Origin of the sequence: Arthrobacter citreus (assembly GCF_038405225.1) — a bacterium.
GTDB classification, from domain to species: domain Bacteria; phylum Actinomycetota; class Actinomycetes; order Actinomycetales; family Micrococcaceae; genus Arthrobacter_B; species Arthrobacter_B citreus_A.
On sequence record NZ_CP151657.1, the window covers coordinates 1,038,679 to 1,060,584 of the forward strand.

Here is a 21,906-nt window from a genome sequence, read left to right on the forward strand (position 1 = left end):
CTCTCCCTAATGGAGGCCAGTACTTACATATCAGTCATCACGGTATTCCGACGCAAGTCGGGGCTGCGGTGGCCAAACCGCCAAAACAGTGAAAGGTGAACGTGGCTAACAACACACGTGCACGCCGTCAGGCCCGCGCTTCGCGCGCCCTCGGCATTGCTTTGACCCCCAAGGCAGCCAAGTACTTCGAGCGTCGTCCTTACCCGCCGGGTGAGCACGGCCGCGCACGTCGCAAGCAGGACAGCGACTACGCGGTACGCCTGCGTGAAAAGCAGCGTCTGCGCGCCCAGTACGGTATCCGTGAAGCACAGATGACCCGTGTCTTCGAGGAAGCCCGCCGCACCGCCGGTCTGACCGGTGAAAACCTGATCGAGCTGCTCGAAATGCGTCTTGACGCCCTCGTGCTGCGTTCGGGCTTTGCCCGTACGATCGCCCAGGCCCGCCAGCTTGTTGTGCACCGTCACATCATGGTTGACGGCGCCCGCGTGGACCGCCCGTCGTTCCGCGTTTCCGAAGGCCAGCTCATCCATGTGCACATGCGCAGCGAGACCATGACGCCGTTCCAGGTTGCCGCTGCCGGCGCCCACCGCGACGTCCTGCCCGCTGTTCCGGGCTACCTGGATGTTTCCCTGGACAAGCTGCAGGCGCGCCTCGTGCGCCGCCCGAAGCGCTCGGAAGTTCCCGTGACCTGCGAAGAGCAGCTCGTCGTGGAATACTACGCACGCTAATCTCGAGTTCTCTCGATTTTTCGAACAGCCCGCGGCCCTGCGCCGCGGGCTGTTTGCGTCACCGGGACACCCGGCTTTGCGCAGCCCGCCGTGCACTGATGTGCAGGCATGCCGCGCTTCGCCGCCCGGCGTGCCCCGGGCCACAAGTGAGTGCGGGGTCCGTGAAGTAGGTAAGGTACATAGCGGAAAGTCTTAGTTTTCAACCCCCCAAAGAGGAGTGTCATGTCGGGTGGAGATATTGCCGGTCTGATTGCTGCCGGTGTGTTCGCAGTGCTGGTAGTGCTGCTTGCCGTCCCGATCTGGAAGCTGGGCAAGGTGTTTGATGAGCTGCGCGGCGCCATCCGCAACATCAGCGACGAAACCACTCCGCTGATCGAGGAAGTCACCACCACGGTGTCCACCACCAACCTGCAGCTGCAGAAGGTGGACGGCATCTCCTCGAACGTCTCCGACGCCACGGCAAACATTTCCGCGCTGTCCTCCCTGATGGCCGCAACCGTCGGGTCGCCGCTGATCAAGGTTTCGGCGTTCAGCTATGGAGTGCGCTCGGCCCTTTCCTCCCGCAGCAAGAGCCGCGGCCGCCGCAGCCGCTAACCCCGCCACCAGCACAGGAGCGAACCAGAATGATCAAGCGAGTCTTTTGGATGTCCATCGGTGTCACCATCGGGGTCATCGCCGTCCGGCGCCTTTCGGATGCCAAGAACACCCTGGGTCCGGCCGGACTCAACCACGCCATCGGCACTGCCGCCGATGCCCTGCAGAATTTTGCCGAAGCATTCCGCGACGGCATGAGCGAACGCGAAGGCGAGCTGCGCACCGCCCTGGGCATGGACACCGGTGACACTGTTGCCGAGTCCATGACTGCGGCACGCCGCTGACCGGCGGAACCGCCCGCACCACCTGGCACCACGTGCCGGCAGCCTAAACCTGCGAAACACCTGAATTACCGGAAGGGTAAAAGCACCATGAAGTCCCACGAGATTGCACGCCGCTGGCTGGATTTCTTCAGCGACAAGGGCCACACGGTGGTTCCCTCCGCGTCCCTCGTCACCAATGATCCGTCGCTGCTTTTCACCGTGGCCGGCATGGTGCCTTTTATTCCTTACCTCACGGCCCGCGAAAAGGCGCCGTACAAGCGCGCCACCAGCGTCCAGAAGTGCATCCGCACGGCTGACATCGAGGAAGTGGGCAAGACCGCCCGCCACGGAACGTTCTTCCAGATGGCCGGCAACTTCTCCTTTGGCGATTACTTCAAGGAAGACGCCATCACCTTCGCCTGGGAACTGCTGACATCCAGCGTGGACAAGGGCGGCTTTGGCCTGGATCCCGAGCGCCTCTGGGTCACCGTTTATGAAGACGGCGACGAGCGCGACGATGAAGCCCGGGCCATCTGGCGGGACAAGATCGGCATCCCCAACGAACGCATCATCGGGACCGGCAAGGCCGACAACTACTGGAACACCGGCCAGGCCGGCCCCGGCGGGCCCTGCTCCGAGATCTACTATGACCGCGGCCCCGCTTACGGACTCGAGGGCGGTCCGGCCGTGGACGAGACCCGTTACATCGAGATCTGGAACCTGGTGTTCATGCAGTACCAGCTCTCCGCCGTGCGGTCCAAGACGGACTTCGACGTGGCCGGGGAACTGCCGCAGAAGAACATTGACACGGGCCTTGGCCTGGAGCGCCTGGCCATGATTCTCCAGGGCGTGGAGAACATGTACGAGACCGACCAGGTCCGCCCCGTCCTGGACAAGGCGGCCGAGCTCTCGGGCAAGACCTACACCAGCGCCGAAGACCCCTCGGATCCGCACCACGCCGACGACGTCAAGATGCGCGTCGTGGCCGACCACGTCCGGTCCGCCCTGATGCTGATCTCGGACGGCGTGAGCCCCTCCAACGAAGGCCGCGGCTACGTGCTGCGCCGCCTGATCCGCCGTGCGGTCCGCAGCATGCGCCTGCTCGGCGTGGAAACCGCCGTCCTGCCCGAACTGCTTCCGGTCTCCCGCGACGCCATGAAGGGCACGTACCCCGAGGTTGAAACCGACTTCGCCCGCATCAGCCGCATCGCCTACGCCGAGGAAAAGGCGTTCCTGCGCACCATTGCCTCCGGCACCGAGCGCCTTGAGGAAGCCGTCAAGGAATCCCAGGCCGCCAACAAGCCGCTGTCCGGCGAAGACGCCTTCACCCTGCATGACACGTATGGTTTCCCGATCGACCTCACGCTGGAAATGGCTGAAGAAGCCGGCCTGTTGGTTGACGAAGCCGGATTCCGTTCCCTGATGCAGGAACAGCGCCAGCGCGCCCAGGCCGATGCCCGCGGCAAGAAGCACGGCCACAACGACGTTTCGGTGTTCAACGAGCTGCTGGCCGCCGGACAGACCGTGTTCACCGGCTATGACGAGCTGACCAGCGAATCCTCGGTCCGCGGGATCATCTCCGGCGGTGCCCGGGTTCCTCACGCCGGACAGGGTTCGGAAATCTCCCTGGTGCTGAACGAGACCCCGTTCTACGCCGAAGCCGGCGGCCAGGCCGCAGACACCGGCCTCATCACCGGAGACGGATTTGTCCTGGAAGTGCAGGATGTCCAGCGCCCGGTCAAGGGCCTGAGCGTCCACAAGGCCATTGTCCGCGAGGGTGAAATCGCGGAGGGCTCGGCAGTGCTGGCCGCCGTCGACGCCCAGCGCCGCCACGAGGCGGAGCAGGCGCACTCGGGTACGCACATTGTGCATGCCGCCCTGCACCAGATCCTCGGCCCGGAGGCGCTGCAGCGCGGCTCCTTCAACAAGGCCGGCTACCTCCGCTTCGACTTCTCCTGGGGCGAGGGGCTGTCCGACGCCGCCAAGGCCGAAATCGAAGAGGTGTCCAACCTCGCCATCCGGAGCAACTACCAGGTCGAGACGAAAATCATGTCCCTGGCCGAGGCGAAGGCCCTGGGTGCCACGGCGCTCTTCGGCGAAGCTTACGGCGACAGCGTGCGGGTAGTCGAAATGAACGGCGACTGGTCGCGTGAACTCTGCGGCGGCACGCACGTGGAGTCGACGTCGCGCATTGGCAGCCTCACCCTGCTGGGGGAGCAGTCCGTTGGATCCGGAAACCGCCGCGTCGAGGCCTTCGTGGGCATGGACGCCTTCCGCCACCTGGCCGCGGAACGCGCCCTGGTGAACGAGCTTTCGGAAATGCTCAAGGTTCCCTCCGTCCAGCTCCCGGACCGCCTGGCCGCCACCCTGGCCAAACTGAAGGCCACCGAAAAGGAACTTGAGCGTCTGCGCCGCGAGCATCTGGCCGCTTCCGCCGCCGCGCTTGTCAGCAAGGCAGTGGATGTTGACGGTGTCCGTGTTCTTGCGCACGACGCCGGATCGGGTGCGGGCGCCGATGACCTCCGCACTCTGGCCCTTGACCTGCGTTCCCGCCTGGGCAGCGGCGCCGCCGTGGTGGCAGTTGCCGGTGTGTCGAACAACCGTCCCGTGGTCATTGTTGCCACCAACGAGGAAGCCCGGTCCGCCGGCGTCAAGGCCGGTGCACTGGTGAAGACCGCTGCCGGCGTCCTCGGCGGCGGCGGCGGCGGCAAGGACGATGTTGCCCAGGGCGGCGGCTCGGACGCCGCCAAGGTTGGCGAAGCACTCACTGCCATTCAAGCCGCAGTTGCCAATCGGGGCTGACATGGAGCCGAAGGACTACCCCCGCGGGGTTAAGTTGGGGGTAGACGTCGGCCTGGTCCGGGTGGGTTTGGCCGTGAGCGATCCTGACGGCTTGCTGGCAATGCCCGTGAAGACCCTCAAACGGGACGCGAAAAAGAACAGCGACATTCGGGTCCTCGTCCGCGAGGCGGCCGACCGCGGGGCCGTAGAGGTGTTTGTCGGCCTGCCCCGCAGCATGCGGGGCACCGAAACGGCCTCCACGCAGATGGCGCGGGATTATGCGCAGCTGCTGCTGGCGGAACTCGAACGCAGCGGCAGCGGCATTCCCGTGACCCTTGTGGATGAGCGCCTCACCACCGTGAGCGCCCACCGTTCCCTGCACGAGGCTGGCTTGAACAGCAAAGATCATCGTAGAGTGGTGGATCAAGCAGCCGCTGTCGCTATTCTGCAGCAGGCTATTGACATGCAGCGTTCCCTTGGACGCGATGTGGGGGAGCCAGTCACATCATGCCGGCAGGACCGCCAGACAGGCGCCCGGCCGGCCCCGACACAGGAGCCAATCATTTCCCAGGACAATAAGCGCGGAAACGGGGCCGCGCTGTGAGCCACAGGTATCCGGATTTTCCGCCCATGGGGGCGGAACCGGACTATGAGCCGAGCGCCCACCACGGAACGGAGTACTCTGCGGAGGACACTCCTCCGGTGGCGGAGTTCTTCGACGATGAACAGGAGACCCGCCGCAGCCGGCGGCCCACCCGGGAGAAGCAGCGCCGCCGCAGACGCCGCACCATTGTGATGTTTGTTGTCCTCGTGTTTTTCGCGGGCGTGGTATTTGGCCTCACCATGTTCCTGCGTGATCTGCTGGGGATGAACGAGATCAAGGACTATGAGGGCGCCGGAACCGGAAGCGTCAGCTTTACCGTGGCCGAAGGTGACGGGCCGATGGTGATCGGGACCAAACTGGAGACGGAGGATATCATCGCGACGTCCAAGGAGTTCGTCAACACGTTCGCCGAGGAGTCCGCCGGGCGGGAAATCCAGCCCGGATCCTATGAAATGAAGCAGCAGATGTCCTCCTCCGCAGCGCTTGAAGCGCTGCTGGGTGAAGAGGGCACCGCGGTGCACTACGCCGCGGTGGCCCGCGACCTGCGCCAGAACGAAGTGTTCGACATCCTCACCGAGTCCACCGGCATTCCCCGGACCGAATTCGAGGCCCTCGCCCAGAATCCCGGAGCCTTTGGCTTGCCGCCTGAGGCCGTCAGCCTGGAGGGCTACCTGCACCCGGGCGAATACCGCTTCCCGCTGGAGCAGGACGCAACCTCCATCGTTACGGAAATGGTCGACAACACCTTTGCCACTCTCGAGGAAGCCGGAATCACTGATCCGGCGGAGCAGTACCGCATCCTGACCAAGGCCAGCATCATCCAGGCCGAGGCAGGCGAAGCCGACTACGCCACTGTGGCAGGTTCCATCCAGAACCGGCTGCGCGCCGACAACGTGGAAACCAGCGGCCTGATCCAGTCCGACGCCACGGTGACCTACGGACTGAACCGCAAGAGCTATGACCTGACGCCGGAGGAAAAGGCTGACAAGTCCAACCCCTACAACACGTACGCCAACCCCGGGCTGCCGGTTGGACCCATCGGTTCCCCCAGCAAGGAGGCCATTGACGCGGCCGCCAATCCCGCCGATGTGCCGTACTACTACTGGGTGACGGTCAACCTGGACACCGGCCAGACCGAGTTCTCCTCAACCCTGGCGGAACACGCGAAATACGTGCTCCAGTACCAGGAATGGTGCGGCAAGCAGGAACCGGGCAGGTGCGGGTAATTGACGCCTAGCCCGCTGCGGGCAGCTGTGCTGGGGCATCCGATCGGGCACTCCAAATCTCCGCTGCTGCACCGCGCCGCCTACGGGTACCTCGGGTTTGACTGTTCCTACGACCGGATTGACGTCCCCGAAGAGGACGCGGCAGCCTTTGCCGCGTCCCTCCGGGAAACGGATCCGGCCGGGCCCCGGTGGGCCGGACTGTCGGTGACCATGCCGCTGAAGGCGGCACTGCTCCCCGCCATGGACGCCCTCACGTCCACGGCTGAGGACCTGCAGGTGCTGAACACGGTGACCTTCGACTACACGGACGGCGGTGTGGTCCTCACCGGGCACAACACTGATGTCACAGGCATCGTCAATGCGCTGCGCCATGCCGGCGCCCAGGGTAACCCGCACGTGGTCATCCTCGGTGCCGGCGGCACCGCCTGCGCCGCCGTCGCAGCTGCGGCACGCCTGGAGGCCGCATCGGTTTCGGTCTGTGCGCGCAGGTTCACCGCAGGGCCGGACGGAGTTCCACCGGTGGCCGGCGTTGGACGCCGCACCGGGACAGAGGTGCGGCTGCGCCCCTGGGAAGAGGCGGCAGCCGCCTGTGCCGGCGCCGACGTCGTCATTTCCACGCTTCCCCCTCACGGTGCCGATGCCCTGGCGGACCAGCTGGCCGCGGCGCCGCACGGAGCGGCGGGCGCCGGCGCCGTCCTGCTGGATGTTGCCTATGACCCGTGGCCGAGCCGGATTGCCGGCGTGTGGGAGGCACAGGGCGGGCTCATTGTTCCCGGATTGGAAATGCTGCTGTACCAGGCGGTGGAACAGGTGCGTCTGTTTACCGGCGGGGCGTTCCGTGAAGAGAATTCCGTCACAAACGTGATGTGTGACGCTGTGGGGGCACCGCGGCGCTGAAGGCGCGGACCGGACATGGCAGTATTGAAACCATGTTGCGTTGGTTGACCGCCGGTGAGTCCCATGGGCCTGCACTGGTAGGAATAGTTGAGGGCGTCCCTGCGGGCGTCGAAGTGAACACTGCCATGATCCAGGAGGCACTGGCGCGCCGCCGGCTTGGCTACGGGCGCGGTGCGCGGATGAAGTTTGAACAGGATGCGGTCCGCATCCTCGGGGGAGTCCGGCACGGACTCACCCAGGGCGGACCCGTGGCCATCGAGGTGGGCAACACCGAATGGCCCAAGTGGCAGCAGGTCATGTCGCCGGATCCGGTGGACCCGGCCCTGCTCGCCGAATCCGCCCGGAACGCCCCGCTCACCCGGCCGCGGCCCGGACACGCTGACTTCACCGGAATGCAGAAGTACGGTTTTGATGAAGCCCGTCCCGTGCTGGAGCGTGCCAGTGCGCGGGAAACGGCCGCCCGCGTGGCGCTGGGGGCAGTGGCGTCCTCGTTCCTGAAGTCGCTGGGCATTTCCCTGGTCTCGCACACCGTGAGCATTGCCGGAGTTGGCAGCCCCGAAGGCTCCGCCATTCCGGGTGCCGGCGACGTCGCCGCCCTCGACGCGGATCCGATGCGCTGCTTCAACGCCGATGTTTCGGCCGCCATGGTGGCCGAGGTGGACGCGGCCCACAAGGACGGTGAGACGCTGGGCGGTGTCGTGGAGGTTGTGGCCTACGGCCTTCCGCCGGGACTGGGCAGCTACACGCACTGGGACCGCCGCCTTGATGCGCGGATCGCCGGCGCGCTGATGGGGATCCAGGCCATCAAGGGCGTGGAAATCGGTGACGGCTTCCTCACTGCGGCACGCCGCGGTTCAGCCGCACACGACGAAATCCTCCAGGACGCCGACGGCCGCGTGGTCCGCTCCGGGAACCGCGCCGGAGGCATCGAAGGCGGCATGAGCATTGGCGAGGTCCTGCGGGTCCGCGCAGCCATGAAACCCATCGCCACCGTTCCGCACGCGCTGCAGACCGTTGACGTCAGCACCGGCGAGCCGGCCCGCGCCCATCACCAGCGCTCCGACGTATGCGCCGTTCCCGCCGCCGGCGTGGTGGCCGAAGCAATGGTTGCCCTGGTGCTGGCCGAAGCCGTCACCGAGAAGTTCGGCGGCGATTCCCTGGCCGAAACGGCACGGAACCTGCGGTCCTACCTGGAGAACATTCCGGGTGCCCTGGAATCGGCTGGCACCAGTGCCGCCACAGACTGAGCAGCCCTTCCGGCACCTTGTCCTGATCGGCTTTATGGCGGCCGGGAAATCGGTGGTGGGACGCGAATTCGCGTCCCGCCGCCAGCTGAAGTTCACCGACACGGACCAGCTCATCACCGAGCGCCACGGGCCCATATCCGAGCTCTTTGCCGCGCGCGGGGAATGCTACTTCCGGGAACTCGAAGCACGCGCCGTCGCATCGGCCCTGGCCGAGAAAAACCCCGGGGTCATTTCCCTGGGCGGCGGGGCGGTCCTGGACACGGGCACCCAGCAGCTGCTGCGGTCCGGCGCCACGGTGGTTTTCCTGGACACCGACCTGGAAACCGTTCTGCCCCGCATTGTCCGATCCGGTCACCGCCCCCTGCTGGCCGGTGACCCCGCGCGCCGCTGGCAGGAACTGGCGAAGGCGCGGCGCCCCGTGTACGAATCCCTGGCCGACATCACCATTGACACCAGGGGCCTCACCGTCACAGCCATCATTGACCGGCTGACGACCATCCTCAACGAAGGAGCTTAACCTCATGGCCTCCGATCCCACCGTCATCCCGGTGACCGGCGAAAGCCCCGCAAGCAATTACGACGTCGTGATCGGCAACGGACTGCTGGACCGCCTCCCCGCCATGCTGGGGGAGCGGGTGCGGAGGGTCCTGGTCATCCACCCCCGTGCGCTCCGTGCCACCGGCGACACCGTCCGCGACGAGCTGGCCGCCACCGGACTCACCGCCGTCACCGCTGAAATCCCGGATGCCGAAGAAGGCAAGCACATCCAGGTGGCGTCCTTCTGCTGGCAGGTCCTGGGCCAGAACGACTTCACCCGCTCCGACGCCATCGTGGCCGTGGGCGGCGGCGCCGTCACCGACCTGGCCGGTTTTGTGGCGGCCACCTGGCTGCGCGGCATCAAGGTGGTGCACATTCCCACGTCGCTGCTGGGGATGGTGGATGCGGCCGTTGGCGGCAAGACCGCCATCAATACCGCCGAGGGCAAAAACCTTGTGGGGGCCTTCCATCCGCCGGCCGGCGTACTGGCCGACCTCGACGCCCTGGGCACACTGCCCAAGAATGAGCTGCTCAGCGGCATGGCCGAGGTCATCAAGTGCGGCTTTATCGCCGATCCGGCCATCCTGGACCTGGTGGAGGCCAATCCGGAGGCCGTGGGCGACGGCGCTTCCGACGTCGTGCGCGAACTCGTGGAACGCTCCATCGCGGTGAAAGCCGAGGTGGTCTCCGCCGATCTGCGCGAAGCCGGACGGCGGGAATTCCTGAACTACGGCCACACCCTGGGCCACTCCATCGAACTGGCTGAACGCTACCAGTGGCGCCACGGCGCGGCGGTGTCCGTGGGACTGGTGTTTGCCGCCGAACTCGGCCGGATGGTTGGCCGGCTCGATGACGCCACGGCGGACCGGCACAAGGAAATCCTCACCCTGCTGGGGCTGCCCGTCAGTTACCGCAAGGACCGCTGGTCGGCCCTGCTGGACGGGATGCGCCGGGACAAGAAATCCCGCGGTGACCTGCTGCGATTCGTGGTCCTGGACGGACTGGCCAAGCCGTCCATGCTGGAGGTTCCGGACACGTCGCTGCTCTTTGCGGCATACCAGGAGATCGCTTCCGAGCCTCAGGGCGGCATCCGCCTCAGCCTGTAGCTGCCAGGAGCAGGTAGAATGGTCGACGGACTTAAAACGAAACCAGGCGAATCAACGAAAGAGAAACTGTGGCGACGACCAACGACATCAAGAACGGCACCGTGCTGAAGCTTGAAGGCAACCTTTGGAGCATCATCGAGTTCCAGCACGTGAAGCCGGGCAAGGGTGGTGCGTTTGTTCGGACCAAGATGCGCAACGTGCGTTCGGGCAAGGTTGTCGACAAGACGTTCAACGCCGGCATCAAGATCGAAACTGCCAGCGTTGACCGCCGTGATTACCAGTACCTGTACCAGGACGGCGACGACTACGTCTTCATGGACACCTCCGATTACGATCAGCTGACCGTACCGGGCACCATTGTGGGCGACAACGCCAACTTCATGCTCGAGTCCATGATGGTGACGATCGCCATCCACGAGGGTTCCCCGCTGTACATCGAGCTTCCCCCGTCCGTGGTTCTGGAAATCACGTACACGGAGCCGGGCCTGCAGGGCGACCGCTCCACCGGCGGCACCAAGCCTGCCACCGTGGAGACCGGCTACGAGATTCAGGTTCCGCTGTTCCTGGAACAGGGCACCAAGGTCAAGGTAGATACCCGCAACGGCGATTATTTGGGACGCGTTAACGAGTGAGCGCACGCACTAAGGCCCGGACACGGGCACTGGAAGTTCTGTTTGAAGCTGAACAACGTTCAGCGTCGGTCTTTGACATGATCAAGGCACGCCGGGAACAGACCGATCAGACGATCAACCCCTACACCCTTGAACTGGTGGAGGGTGTGGTTTCCAAGCAGGAAACCATCGACGAGTTCCTGGGCACGTACTCCCAGGGCTGGCCGCTGGAGCGCATGCCTTCCGTGGACCGCATCATCCTGCGGATCGGGACCTGGGAACTGCTGTACAACGACGACGTCCCGGACAAGGTGGCGATCAGCGAGGCTGTTGAGCTCGCCAAGACCCTGTCCACGGACGAGTCGCCGTCGTTTGTGAACGGGCTGCTGAGCCGGCTTCACCAGCTCAAGCCGTCACTGCTGGCCTGAGCCTTTTAGGTCGGACCGTTCTGAACTGATGGAAACCCGCCCGGGACACTCACGTGTCCCGGGCGGGTTTTTGCGTTGTCAGAGGCCTCCGGCGCGGGCCAGCATCAGGGTGCGCGTGCGGGTGAGCGCCTGAAGCAGCGTCTGCTCGGCGGCCTGGTTGGCCGGAACGTTGCGTCCGGCAGCGATCTGCTGGCGCGTCAGCGCAAGCCTGGTGGCTTCCCGGATAAAGCTCTTCATGGTGCTGCGTGCGCCAAATTGCCCCGCCCACGCCATCGCCTGGTGCCGGCCGGCACGCGTGGAAAGCATCAGGACCTCCGCCGGGGTGAACCATCCCGCCGCGGCATATTCGCCCAGCCGCTGCCGGGTCAGCCGCTGTTCGGCGCGCCGCAGCAGCACGACGCCGGTCACGGCCAGCGCAAACAGCGGCACCTGCAGCAGGAAATAAAACAGGAAGAAGCTGCCCGCCACCAGCGCCGTTCCGCCGTTCCAGAACATGTGGCCTCCAATGGCCGCAGCCAGGCCCAGCAGGAAGCCGGCGGTGATGCGCAGCGCACCTCCCCGCCGCACGGCGAGCCCAAGCCCCACTCCAATGGCGGAGGTGAACAGCACATGAGCGAACGGGGAGAACAGGCCCCGGAGGACAAAGACGAAGCCCAGCTCCGCACCGAGTCCGCCGTCGGAAATCAGGGCCGAACCGAAGTACAGGATGTTCTCGGTGAAGGCGAAGCCTGCCGCCACGGTGCCGGCATAGACAATCCCGTCCACCGGGCCGTCAAAGTGGCTGCGCCGCACAAACACCAGGAGCAGGACCCCGAGTCCTTTGGCGGTTTCCTCGACCAGCGGCGCTTCCAGGACCGGCCCGATGAACTCCGGGGCCAGCCCGGGAAACAGGCTGTACAGGGCTCCGGCCACAGAGGGGCCCACGAGCAGCGTGATGCCCACCGAAATGCCGGCACCCCACAGGAACGCAAAGAGGAGCGCCGAGCGCGGTTCGGGCTCCCACCGGTCCACCCAGCTCAGACCCAGCAGGCAAATGCCCAGCGGCACCAGCGCCAGGATCCCGCACAGCAGGAAGGCAACGGTTCCCAGCCGCCACCACAGGAACCAGGCCACCAGCAGCAGGACCAGCGCCGCACCGATGATCAGCAGGACGGTTACCGCCGTACCGGTGCGTCCGCGGGGCTGGGTGGAGAACAGCGGCTGGACCGGGACGGGTCCGTGTCCGGGCGGCTGGAGCCGGGCCGGGCCGGGTGCAGCACCGTGGGGAGTTAGGGGGACGGCCCCGTTCCGGCCGGCAGGGTTGTCGGGGAAGGGTCCGCTCATGGGGCTGTGCCTGTCATAGGGCAACACTATGAGTAAAAACCCGCAGCGGTTCCGAACACGGCCGCACTGGGGATGAAAAGTGCCAGGCTGTCCGGCTGTGCGCCGCTCCTGCTCCGCCCGCCGCCGGACGTCACAGAGCGGGCCCCAGGCCGGTGCTGTGATAGCTTGAAACCGCATTCACCCTTTAAATTCCGTCCTGTGAGGCGGGGAAGGAGGAGGCAGAATATGGACTTGTCCAACCCGCCGGGCGCACCCGCGCCCGCACGCACCGTTCTGGCTTCAGCTGATATTGACCGCGCGCTTACCCGGATTGCCCACGAAATCCTGGAAGCCAACAAAGGGGCCTCGGACCTCGTCCTGATGGGCATTCCGCGCAGGGGCTACCCCCTCGCCCGCCGGCTGGCCGACAAAATTGCCGCCGCAGACCCATCGGTGGACCCCGCCGCCATCGTCGGGCAGCTGGACGTCACCATGTTCCGTGACGATCTGGCCCGCCAGCCCACCCGCACGCCCCACGCCACCAAAGTTCCGCTGTCCGGAATTGATGACAAAGTGGTGGTCCTCGTTGACGACGTCCTGTATTCCGGCCGGACCATCCGCGCCGCCCTGGACGCGCTGGTGGATTTGGGCCGCCCCCGTGTTGTCCGGCTCGCCGTGCTGGTGGACCGCGGACACCGCGAACTGCCCATCCGGGCTGACCACGTGGGCAAGAACCTGCCCACCGCCATCGTGGAAAAAGTCCGCGTGCATCTGCGGGAAACCGACACCCCGGCCGTAGACGAAGTTGTCATCGAGGGCACCCTGTGAGGCATCTGCTGTCCACCCGGGACCTCAGCCGGGACGACGCCATGGCCATCCTGGACACCGCCGAGCAAATGGCGGCGGTGTCGCAGCGCGAGGTCAAAAAACTGCCCGCACTGCGCGGCCGGACCGTGGTCAACCTCTTCTTCGAGGACTCCACCCGGACCCGGATCTCCTTTGAAGCCGCCGCCAAGCGCCTGTCCGCGGACGTCATCAACTTCTCCGCCAAGGGCTCCTCGGTGTCCAAGGGCGAGTCGCTGAAGGACACCGCGCAGACGCTGGAAGCCATCGGAGCGGACGCCGTCGTGATCCGGCACGGATCCTCCGGAGCTCCGGCACGGCTTGCCGGCTCCGGCTGGATCAGCGCCGCGGTGCTCAACGCCGGAGACGGCACGCACGAGCACCCCACACAGGCGCTGCTGGACGCCTTCACCATGCGCCGGCACTGGGCGCGGCTGCACGGCACCGCCTCCACCGGAAGCGACCTCACCGGCATGCACGTGGTAATCGTGGGCGATGTCCTGCACTCACGGGTGGCCCGCTCCGATCTGTGGCTGCTGCGCACGCTCGGTGCCACCGTCACGCTGGTGGCCCCGCCCACCCTGCTGCCCTTCGGCGTCGAGTCCTGGCCCTGCAACGTCAGTTACGACCTGGACGCCGCACTGGAAACCGGACCCGACGCCGTCATGATGCTGCGCGTGCAGGGCGAACGGATGCACTCAGCCTTCTTCCCCTCGGTGCGCGAGTACTCCCGCCGGTGGGGATTCGACGACGTCCGGCTGGACCGGCTGGACACCCTGGGCCTCAAAGACACCATCCTGCTGCACCCGGGTCCGATGAACCGCGGACTGGAAATTTCCTCCCGTGCGGCGGATTCGCCGCGGGCCACCATCCTTGAGCAGGTCAGCAACGGCGTGTCCGTCCGCATGGCCGCCCTTTACCTTCTGCTGTCCGGTGAAAACACCCCGGCCGGCACCGCCACCTTGGAGAACGCACAGTGAACATGCAAAACCCGAACGGTCCCGCAGCGGCCGGAACCTACCTGATCCGCAACGCATCGATCCTGGGCCGGGACACGGCCGACCTGCTGATTCACGGCGGCATGATCACCGCCGTCGGCCCGGCGCTGGACGCCCCGGAAGACGCCGTCGTCATCGATGCCGCCGGCCTGATCGCGCTGTCCGGCATGGTGGACCTGCACACCCACCTGCGCGAACCCGGCCGCGAAGACGCCGAGACCGTGGAAACCGGCACCCGCGCCGCAGCCCTCGGGGGATTCACCGCAGTGCACGCCATGGCCAACTCCAACCCGGTTGCTGACACGGCCGGCGTCGTGGAACAGGTCCACAGCCTGGGCCGCCGGTCCGGCTGGGTGGACGTGCGCCCGGTCGGCGCCGTGACGGTGGGCCTGGAGGGGGAGCGGCTGGCGGAACTCGGTGCCATGGCCGACTCCCGCGCCCAGGTCCGCGTCTTCTCCGATGACGGCAAATGCGTCTCCGATCCGGTGCTCATGCGCCGTGCCCTGGAATACGTCAAAGCGTTTGACGGCGTCATCGCCCAGCACGCCCAGGAACCCCGCCTGACCGAAGGCGCCCAAATGAACGAGGGCGACGTCAGCGCCGTCCTGGGCCTGGCCGGATGGCCGGCCGTGGCCGAGGAATCGATCATTGCCCGTGACGTGCTGCTGGCGCAGCACACCGGATCCCGCCTGCACGTCTGCCACGTGTCCACCGCCGGGTCCGTGGAAATCATCCGCTGGGCCAAGGAACGGGGCATCAGCGTCACCGCCGAAGTCACCCCGCACCACCTGCTGCTCACCGATGACCTGGTGAGCAGCTACAACCCGGTCTACAAGGTCAACCCGCCGCTGCGCACCGCCGCCGACGTCGAGGCGCTGCGCCGTGGCCTCGCCGACGGCACCATCGACATTGTCGGAACTGACCACGCCCCGCATCCCTCCGAGCACAAGGAATGCGAGTGGGCGCAGGCGGCCATGGGCATGACCGGACTGGAAACCGCGCTTTCGGTCATCCAGCACGCCATGATCGACACCGGACTGATGGACTGGGAGGGCTTCGCCCGCGTGACTTCCATCACCCCCGCAGCCATCGGCGCCGTTCAAACACAGGGCCGGCCGCTTGCTGCCGGTGAACCCGCCAACGTCATATTGGTGAACCCGTCTGCGCGCCGCACGGTGGACCCGAATAAGATGGCTTCAAAGGGACGTAACTCACCATTTGCCGGTATGGAACTGCCCGGCGTGGTGCAGGCCACCTTCTTCGCCGGTCATCCCACGGTCCTGGATGCCGCCCTCAACACACCTCACCCCGTTTCCACAGAGGAGTCCGCATGGACCGCGTGATATTCGCCCTGGGCCTGGTGGCCCTGATCGTCGTGCTCCTGGGCCTGTTCGCCCTGGGCTGGCGCGGGCGCCGCAAGCGCCAGCAGGGCGTACCGCGTCCCGTCCCCATGCCTGACGGCCTGGAGGAACCCCGTTTCCAGGCCCTGGGCCAGTACGTCTGCACCACCACCGCAGGCGACTGGCTGGACCGGATTGCCGTCTACGGCCTGGGCGTCAAGTCCAATGCCACGGCAGCCGTCTTCGACGAGGGCCTGCTGATGGTCCGCAGCGGCGCCCCCGACGTGTGGATTCCCCGCCAGGACCTGGAAGCCGTCCGCCTGGAGCGCGGCATGGCCGGAAAGTTTGTCGAGAAGGAAGGGCTGGTCATTGTGACTTGGAAGCTCGGAACCACCGCGGTGGACACCGGCTTCCGCACCCGCTCGGCCGAAGAAAAGACCCCCCTGGTATCAGCCATCACCGAAATCCTGCCGGCCGAACCGGCGGAAACAAGCGAGGAACAACTGTGACCGTGCAGCACACCCCCACCCCTACCGCAGCTGTTTTGATGCTTGAAGACGGACGGACCTTCCGCGGCCGCAGCTACGGAGCCCAGGGCACCGCCCTGGGCGAGGCCGTCTTTGCCACCGGCATGACCGGTTACCAGGAGACCATCACCGATCCCTCCTACGCCCGCCAGCTGGTGGTGCAGACTGCGCCGCATATCGGCAACACGGGCGTCAACACCGACGACGCCGAGTCCCGCCGCATCTGGGTGGCCGGCTACATTGTGCGCGACGCCGCCCGCCGCCCGTCGAACTGGCGCTCCGAGCGCACCCTGGATGAAGAGCTGGCGGCGCAGGGCGTCGTCGGCATCTCCGGCGTCGATACCCGCGCCGTGACCCGGCACCTGCGTGAGCGCGGTGCCATGAAGGCCGGCATTTTCTCCGGTGCTGCCGCGGACCGCCCGGATTCCGAGCTGCTGGCCGACGTGCTGGCGCAGGAGTCCATGGCCGGCGCCCGGCTGGCCGAAGAGGTCAGCGTCGAGGCCTCCTACGTCATCGAGCCCAACGACCATGGATGGGACGGCGAGCCCCGCTTCACCGTCGCCGCCCTGGATCTGGGCATCAAATCCATGACGCCGGTGCGCTTTGCCGAGCGCGGCGTCCGCGTCCACGTCCTGCCCGCCTCCGCCACCCTCGAAGACGTCACCGCCCTGAACCCCGACGGCGTGTTCATGTCCAACGGACCCGGCGACCCCGCCACCGCCGACGTGCAGGTGAACCTCCTCCGGGATGTGCTGGACACCGGCACCCCGTTCTTCGGCATCTGCTTCGGCAACCAGATCCTGGGGCGCGCCCTCGGCTTTGGCACCTACAAGCTGCGCTACGGCCACCGCGGCATCAACCAGCCGGTGATGGACCGGCGCACCGGCAAGGTGGAAATCACCAGCCAGAACCATGGCTTTGCCGTGGACGCCCCGCTGGACGGTCCGGTGACAGCTCCCGAGGCCCGCTTCGGACGGGTGGAGGTCAGCCACGTGTCCCTGAACGACGACGTCGTGGAAGGCCTCGCCTGCCTGGACATCCCGGCCTTCTCCGTGCAGTACCACCCCGAGGCGGCGGCCGGCCCGCACGACTCCGCCTACCTGTTTGACCGCTTCGTGGACCTCATGGACTCCACCAAGAACGCCGCCAGCAAGATCAAGGAATCGAACTAATGCCCCGCAGAACCGATCTTAAGTCCGTCCTGGTTATCGGCTCCGGTCCGATCGTCATCGGCCAGGCCGCGGAATTCGACTACTCCGGCACCCAGGCGCTGCGCGTGCTGCGGGAGGAGGGCCTGCGGGTCATCCTGGTGAACTCCAACCCGGCCACCATCATGACGGACCCCGAGTTCGCCGACGCCACCTACGTGGAACCCATCACCCCCGAGGTGGTGGAAAAAATCATCGCCAAGGAACGCCCTGATGCGATCCTCCCGACGATGGGCGGCCAGACGGCGCTGAACACGGCGATCGCCCTGGACAAGAACGGTGTCCTGGACAAGTACAACGTGGAGCTGATTGGCGCCAACATCGCCGCCATTGAGCTGGGCGAGGACCGCGAAAAGTTCAAGGGCGTCGTCGAGCGCTGCGGTGCCGAGTCGGCCAAGTCCATCATTGTGCACAGCATGGACGAAGCCTTTGCCGCCGCCGAGCAGCTGGGCTATCCGATGGTGGTCCGCCCGTCCTTCACCATGGGCGGCCTGGGCTCGGGCCTGGCCTACAACGAGAAGGACCTGCGCCGCATCGCCGGCGCCGGCATCCAGTACAGCCCCACCTCCGAGGTGCTGCTTGAAGAGAGCATCCTCGGCTGGAAGGAATACGAGCTGGAGATGATGCGCGACCGCAACGACAACGTGGTGGTGGTCTGCTCCATCGAGAACTTCGACCCGGTGGGCGTCCACACCGGCGACTCCATCACCGTGGCCCCGGCCATGACCCTGACCGACCGCGAATACCAGAACCTGCGCAACATCGCCATCGCCGTGATCCGCGAAGTGGGCGTGGACACCGGCGGCTGCAACATCCAGTTCGCCATCGAACCGGACACCGGCCGCGTTGTCGTCATCGAAATGAACCCGCGCGTCTCCCGTTCCTCGGCCCTGGCCTCCAAGGCCACCGGCTTCGCCATCGCCAAGATCGCCACCAAGCTGGCGCTGGGCTACACGCTGGACGAGATTCCGAACGACATCACCAAGCAGACCCCGGCGTCGTTCGAACCGACCCTGGACTATGTTGTCGTGAAGGTGCCGCGGTTCGCGTTCGAGAAGTTCCCGGCCGCGGATCCCACCCTGACCACCACCATGAAGTCCGTCGGCGAGGCCATGGCCATTGGCCGCAACTTCACCGAGGCGCTGCAGAAGGCACTGCGTTCCCTGGAGCAGAAGGGCGCCTCGCTGTCCTTCGCACCGGTGGACGGCGCAGACGTGCCGGCCCTGATCGAGGCCGCCAAGCGTCCCACGACGGAGCGGCTCAAGCAGGTCCAGCAGGCACTGCTGGGCGGCGCAACGGTGGAGGACCTCTACGAGGCCACCGGCATCGACCCCTGGTACCTGGACCAGCTGCAGCTGATCAACGAGGTGGCCGGGGAAATCCGCGGCGCCGGGTCCGTGAATGAGGAAATCCTGCGCCTGGCCAAGCGGCACGGCTTCTCCGACGAGCAGATCGGCGCGCTCACCAACACCCCCGAGGCCGTCATCCGCGGCGTCCGGCATGCGCTGAACATCCGTCCGGTCTACAAGACGGTGGACACCTGCGCCGCGGAGTTCGCCGCCTACACCCCGTACCACTACTCCTCCTACGATGAGGAGGACGAGGTGGCGCAGCACGAGAAGCCGTCCATCATCATCCTGGGCTCCGGACCGAACCGGATCGGGCAGGGCATCGAGTTTGATTACTCCTGCGTGCACGCCACCATGGCGCTGCGCGAAGCCGGCCATGAGACCGTGATGATCAACTGCAACCCGGAGACGGTCTCCACTGACTACGACATTTCCGACCGGCTGTATTTTGAGCCGCTGACCCTTGAGGATGTCCTGGAGGTCATCGCCGCGGAACAGCGCACCGGGGGAGTCCTCGGCGTCTTCGTCCAGCTTGGCGGCCAGACCCCGCTGAAGCTGGCACAGGCCCTGGCCGACGCCGGCGTTCCCATCCTGGGCACCTCCCCGGAAGCCATTGACCTGGCCGAACACCGCGGCGCGTTCCAGCGCGTGCTGGACGAGGGCGGCCTGATCGCCCCGAAGAACGGCACCGCCGTGTCCTTCGACGACGCCAAGAAGATCGCTGATGAGATCGGCTATCCCGTGCTGGTCCGCCCGTCCTACGTGCTCGGCGGCCGCGGCATGGAAATTGTCTACGACGAGGCGAACCTCTCGCGCTACATCGCCAACGCCACGGAGATCACCCCGGACCATCCGGTGCTGGTGGACCGCTTCCTGGAGGACGCGATCGAGATCGACGTGGACGCCCTCTTCGACGGCACCGACCTGTACGTGGGCGGCATCATGGAACACATCGAGGAAGCCGGTATCCACTCCGGCGATTCCGCCTGTGTCCTGCCGCCGATCACCCTGGGCACCGACGTCGTCGACCGTGTCCGCGACGCCACCCTGGCCATTGCGTCCGGGGTGGGGGTGCGCGGACTGATCAACATCCAGTTCGCCCTCGCCTCGGACATCCTGTACGTCATCGAAGCCAACCCGCGGGCATCCCGCACGGTTCCGTTCGTGTCCAAGGCCACCGGCGTGCAGCTGGCCAAGGCCGCGGCGCTGATCGGCACCGGCATGTCCATCGTGCAGCTGCGCGCGGCCGGCAAGCTGTTCGCCGTCGGCGACGGATCGGTGCTGCCGCTGGACGCCCCCGTGGCCGTGAAGGAAGCCGTGCTGCCGTTCAGCCGCTTCCGCACCCCGGAGGGCACCGTGGTTGACTCGCTGCTGGGCCCGGAAATGCGTTCCACCGGCGAAGTCATGGGCATCGACAAGTACTTCGACACTGCGTTTGCCAAGTCTCAGGCGGCCGCGAACTCCGCGCTGCCGACGGAGGGCAAGATCTTCGTCTCGGTGGCCAACCGGGACAAGCGCTCCATCATTATGCCGGTGAAGCTGATGGTGGACCTGGGCTTTGAGATCCTCTCCACCGGCGGCACCGCCGAGGTCCTGCGCCGCAACGGCATCCAGGCCACCACGGTCCGCAAGGTGAGCGAGGGTGAGGGCCCCAATGGAGAAGGCACCGTGGCGGACCTGATCACCGCAGGAGAAATCCATCTGGTGGTCAACACGCCCTCCGGCGGCCAGGCCCGCGGCGACGGGTATGAAATCCGGGCCGCCGCCACTTCCATCGGCTGCCCGGTGGTCACCACGGTCTCCGAGTTCGGTGCCGCCGTCCAGGCCATCGAGGCGATGCGCTCCTACGAATGGGACGTCACGTCCCTGCAGGAGCACGCCGCCAAGCTCAAGGCTTCTTCGAATATCCCGGCTGATGCCTGAGCCGCTGACCGAAGGGCGCACCCCCTTCGGCACCCGCCTGCGCCGGGCCATGGACGCCCGCGGCCAGCTATGCGTCGGGATTGATCCGCACCCGGCGCTGCTGGCCGCGTGGGGACTGAACGACGACGCCGCGGCCCTGGAGCGCTTCGCCCTCACCGTTCTGGAGGCGGTGGGGGAGCAGGCAGCCGCCGTCAAACCCCAGGTGGCGCTCTTTGAACGCCACGGATCAGCCGGAATGGCGGCCCTGGAACGGGTGCTGGCGGCCTGCTCCGAGGCGGGGATGCTCAGCATCGCCGACGCCAAACGCGGAGACATTGGCTCCACCATGGCTGCCTATGCCGACGCGTGGCTGAGGGACGGATCAGCCCTGGCGGCTGATTCGGTGACGCTGAGTCCCTATCTGGGCTTCGAGTCGCTGCGGCCGGCTTTGGATCTGGCTGCTGCGTCCGGCCGCGGTGTCTTTGTCCTGGCGCTGACCTCCAACCCGGAGGGTGCCTCGGTCCAGCACGTGGGCGGCTCTTCCTCTGTTGCCGCCCGCATCATGGCTGCCGCGGCGCAGGAGAATGCCCGGGAAGCCCGGGAAGCAGACGGCGGTCTGGGATCCACCGGACTGGTCATCGGGGCGACCGTCGGCTCCGCCCTGGCGGAGCTCGGCGCCCGGCCCTCCGCGGCCACACCGATTCTTGCTCCGGGCCTGGGTGCCCAGGGCGGAACCGGAGCCGATCTGCGGTCCACCTTCGGAGACGCGTACCCCAATGTGCTGGCCACCTCCAGCCGGGACATTCTCCGGGCCGGCCCGGATCGGGCCGCCCTGCGCGAAGCTGCGGAACGGACGCTGGCCGGCCTGGGCCAGGCCTGAGGGCTCCCGGTCAACAGCGGGGATCGTCCTGCTGTTGATCGGGTAGCGGGGCACGTTGCAATTGCGGCGGGGTTGCGGATAGGTTCAGACCGTATCCCCATACACCAGCACCGCCCCAGCACTGCCGCTGTGATTTGTGCAGCTGTGCCGGGTCAGTCCTTGCCCGGGAGGGTCTGTTGAACCTCAAGCCACTGACCGAAGACGAGCGCACCAGGGCCCGGGAGAAGGCAACCGCAGCCAGATCCGTCCGGGCCGACATTAAGGCCAAAATCAAGTCCGGAGAATTGTCCGTGGAAGAGGTCATTCTGTCCCGTTCCGCGGAGGAAGCTGTGGGCCGGCTGAAGGTCGTGGACCTGCTCCGGGCACTGCCTGGCGTCGGAGAGCGCCGCGCAGCTGGAATAATGACTACGGTAGGTATAGCCCCAACCCGCCGAGTGCGCGGTTTGGGCGTCCACCAGCGCAAAGCGCTGATTGAACACTTGGAATCCGACTAGGGGCCGCTTTCACTGCGGCCGCGCCGTCGGGGCCGAATCAC

General features: G+C 66.4%; 21 protein-coding genes. 20 read left to right on the plus strand and 1 reads right to left on the minus strand.

Annotated elements, in window-relative coordinates; translation table 11 throughout:
* The first annotated feature begins 101 nt into the window (after positions 1-101).
* From rpsD to nusB, 12 genes are all read left to right on the plus strand, one after another.
* Complete coding sequence (gene rpsD / locus AAE021_RS04830) at positions 102-728, plus strand: 30S ribosomal protein S4 (protein WP_229965537.1); 627 nt, start codon at positions 102-104, stop codon at positions 726-728.
* A 222-nt stretch (positions 729-950) separates the two neighbouring features.
* The gene (locus tag AAE021_RS04835; protein ID WP_342024488.1) at positions 951-1,322 is read left to right on the plus strand and encodes a DUF948 domain-containing protein; all 372 of its coding nucleotides are present in this window, start codon (positions 951-953) and stop codon (positions 1,320-1,322) included.
* A gap of 29 nt (positions 1,323-1,351) precedes the next feature.
* A complete protein-coding gene (locus tag AAE021_RS04840; protein ID WP_342024489.1) occupies positions 1,352-1,606 on the plus strand; it encodes a hypothetical protein in 255 nt (84 codons plus the stop codon).
* A gap of 87 nt (positions 1,607-1,693) precedes the next feature.
* Entirely contained in the window at positions 1,694-4,387 is a 2,694-nt protein-coding gene (gene alaS / locus AAE021_RS04845) for an alanine--tRNA ligase (RefSeq protein WP_342024490.1), read from the plus strand.
* A 1-nt stretch (position 4,388) separates the two neighbouring features.
* Positions 4,389-4,970: a Holliday junction resolvase RuvX gene (ruvX, locus tag AAE021_RS04850; RefSeq protein ID WP_342024491.1), complete on the plus strand. Its 582-nt coding sequence runs from the start codon at positions 4,389-4,391 to the stop codon at positions 4,968-4,970.
* Positions 4,971-4,996: 26 nt separating this feature from the next.
* Complete coding sequence (gene mltG, locus AAE021_RS04855; protein WP_342024492.1) at positions 4,997-6,196, plus strand: endolytic transglycosylase MltG; 1,200 nt, start codon at positions 4,997-4,999, stop codon at positions 6,194-6,196.
* Positions 6,197-7,093, plus strand: coding sequence for a shikimate dehydrogenase (locus tag AAE021_RS04860; protein ID WP_342024493.1), 897 nt, complete (start codon positions 6,197-6,199; stop codon positions 7,091-7,093). It abuts the gene before it with no gap.
* Positions 7,094-7,125: 32 nt separating this feature from the next.
* Positions 7,126-8,340, plus strand: coding sequence for a chorismate synthase (gene aroC / locus AAE021_RS04865; RefSeq protein WP_342024494.1), 1,215 nt, complete (start codon positions 7,126-7,128; stop codon positions 8,338-8,340).
* Positions 8,324-8,857, plus strand: coding sequence for a shikimate kinase (locus AAE021_RS04870; RefSeq protein WP_342024495.1), 534 nt, complete (start codon positions 8,324-8,326; stop codon positions 8,855-8,857). The genes aroC and AAE021_RS04870 overlap by 17 nt, the downstream gene beginning before the upstream one ends.
* 4 nt (positions 8,858-8,861) lie before the next feature.
* Positions 8,862-9,983, plus strand: coding sequence for a 3-dehydroquinate synthase (gene aroB / locus AAE021_RS04875; protein WP_342024496.1), 1,122 nt, complete (start codon positions 8,862-8,864; stop codon positions 9,981-9,983).
* A gap of 68 nt (positions 9,984-10,051) precedes the next feature.
* The gene (efp, locus tag AAE021_RS04880) at positions 10,052-10,615 is read left to right on the plus strand and encodes an elongation factor P (protein ID WP_342024497.1); all 564 of its coding nucleotides are present in this window, start codon (positions 10,052-10,054) and stop codon (positions 10,613-10,615) included.
* A complete protein-coding gene (gene nusB / locus AAE021_RS04885; RefSeq protein WP_342024498.1) occupies positions 10,612-11,022 on the plus strand; it encodes a transcription antitermination factor NusB in 411 nt (136 codons plus the stop codon). The genes efp and nusB overlap by 4 nt, the downstream gene beginning before the upstream one ends.
* 78 nt (positions 11,023-11,100) lie before the next feature.
* On the opposite strand, the gene AAE021_RS04890 is transcribed toward nusB, so the two are convergent.
* The gene (locus AAE021_RS04890) at positions 11,101-12,345 is read right to left on the minus strand and encodes a PrsW family intramembrane metalloprotease (RefSeq protein WP_342024499.1); all 1,245 of its coding nucleotides are present in this window, start codon (positions 12,343-12,345) and stop codon (positions 11,101-11,103) included.
* Between the two features lie 225 nt (positions 12,346-12,570).
* Between AAE021_RS04890 and pyrR the strand changes: the two genes are divergently transcribed.
* The 8 genes from pyrR (at position 12,571) to mihF (ending at position 21,865) form a co-directional block, all read left to right on the plus strand.
* Complete coding sequence (gene pyrR, locus AAE021_RS04895) at positions 12,571-13,152, plus strand: bifunctional pyr operon transcriptional regulator/uracil phosphoribosyltransferase PyrR (protein ID WP_342024500.1); 582 nt, start codon at positions 12,571-12,573, stop codon at positions 13,150-13,152.
* Positions 13,149-14,147, plus strand: a complete 999-nt coding sequence (locus AAE021_RS04900) for an aspartate carbamoyltransferase catalytic subunit (RefSeq protein WP_342024501.1) — start codon at positions 13,149-13,151, stop codon at positions 14,145-14,147. Before pyrR ends, AAE021_RS04900 begins: the two co-directional genes overlap by 4 nt.
* A gap of 2 nt (positions 14,148-14,149) precedes the next feature.
* On the plus strand, positions 14,150-15,508 hold the full coding sequence (locus AAE021_RS04905; protein WP_342024502.1) for a dihydroorotase: 1,359 nt from the start codon (positions 14,150-14,152) through the stop codon (positions 15,506-15,508).
* A complete protein-coding gene (locus AAE021_RS04910) occupies positions 15,496-16,014 on the plus strand; it encodes a hypothetical protein (protein ID WP_342024503.1) in 519 nt (172 codons plus the stop codon). The genes AAE021_RS04905 and AAE021_RS04910 overlap by 13 nt, the downstream gene beginning before the upstream one ends.
* Before the next feature lie 38 nt (positions 16,015-16,052).
* The gene (carA, locus tag AAE021_RS04915; RefSeq protein ID WP_342025317.1) at positions 16,053-17,204 is read left to right on the plus strand and encodes a glutamine-hydrolyzing carbamoyl-phosphate synthase small subunit; all 1,152 of its coding nucleotides are present in this window, start codon (positions 16,053-16,055) and stop codon (positions 17,202-17,204) included.
* Positions 17,204-20,512 carry a carbamoyl-phosphate synthase large subunit gene (gene carB / locus AAE021_RS04920; RefSeq protein ID WP_342024504.1) on the plus strand — a complete coding sequence of 1,103 codons (3,309 nt, stop codon included), beginning with the start codon at positions 17,204-17,206 and terminating at the stop codon, positions 20,510-20,512. Before carA ends, carB begins: the two co-directional genes overlap by 1 nt.
* Positions 20,505-21,371, plus strand: a complete 867-nt coding sequence (gene pyrF, locus AAE021_RS04925; RefSeq protein ID WP_342024505.1) for an orotidine-5'-phosphate decarboxylase — start codon at positions 20,505-20,507, stop codon at positions 21,369-21,371. Before carB ends, pyrF begins: the two co-directional genes overlap by 8 nt.
* Positions 21,372-21,547: 176 nt before the next feature.
* A complete protein-coding gene (gene mihF / locus AAE021_RS04930) occupies positions 21,548-21,865 on the plus strand; it encodes an integration host factor, actinobacterial type (RefSeq protein WP_342024506.1) in 318 nt (105 codons plus the stop codon).
* The last annotated feature ends 41 nt before the right edge of the window (positions 21,866-21,906 follow it).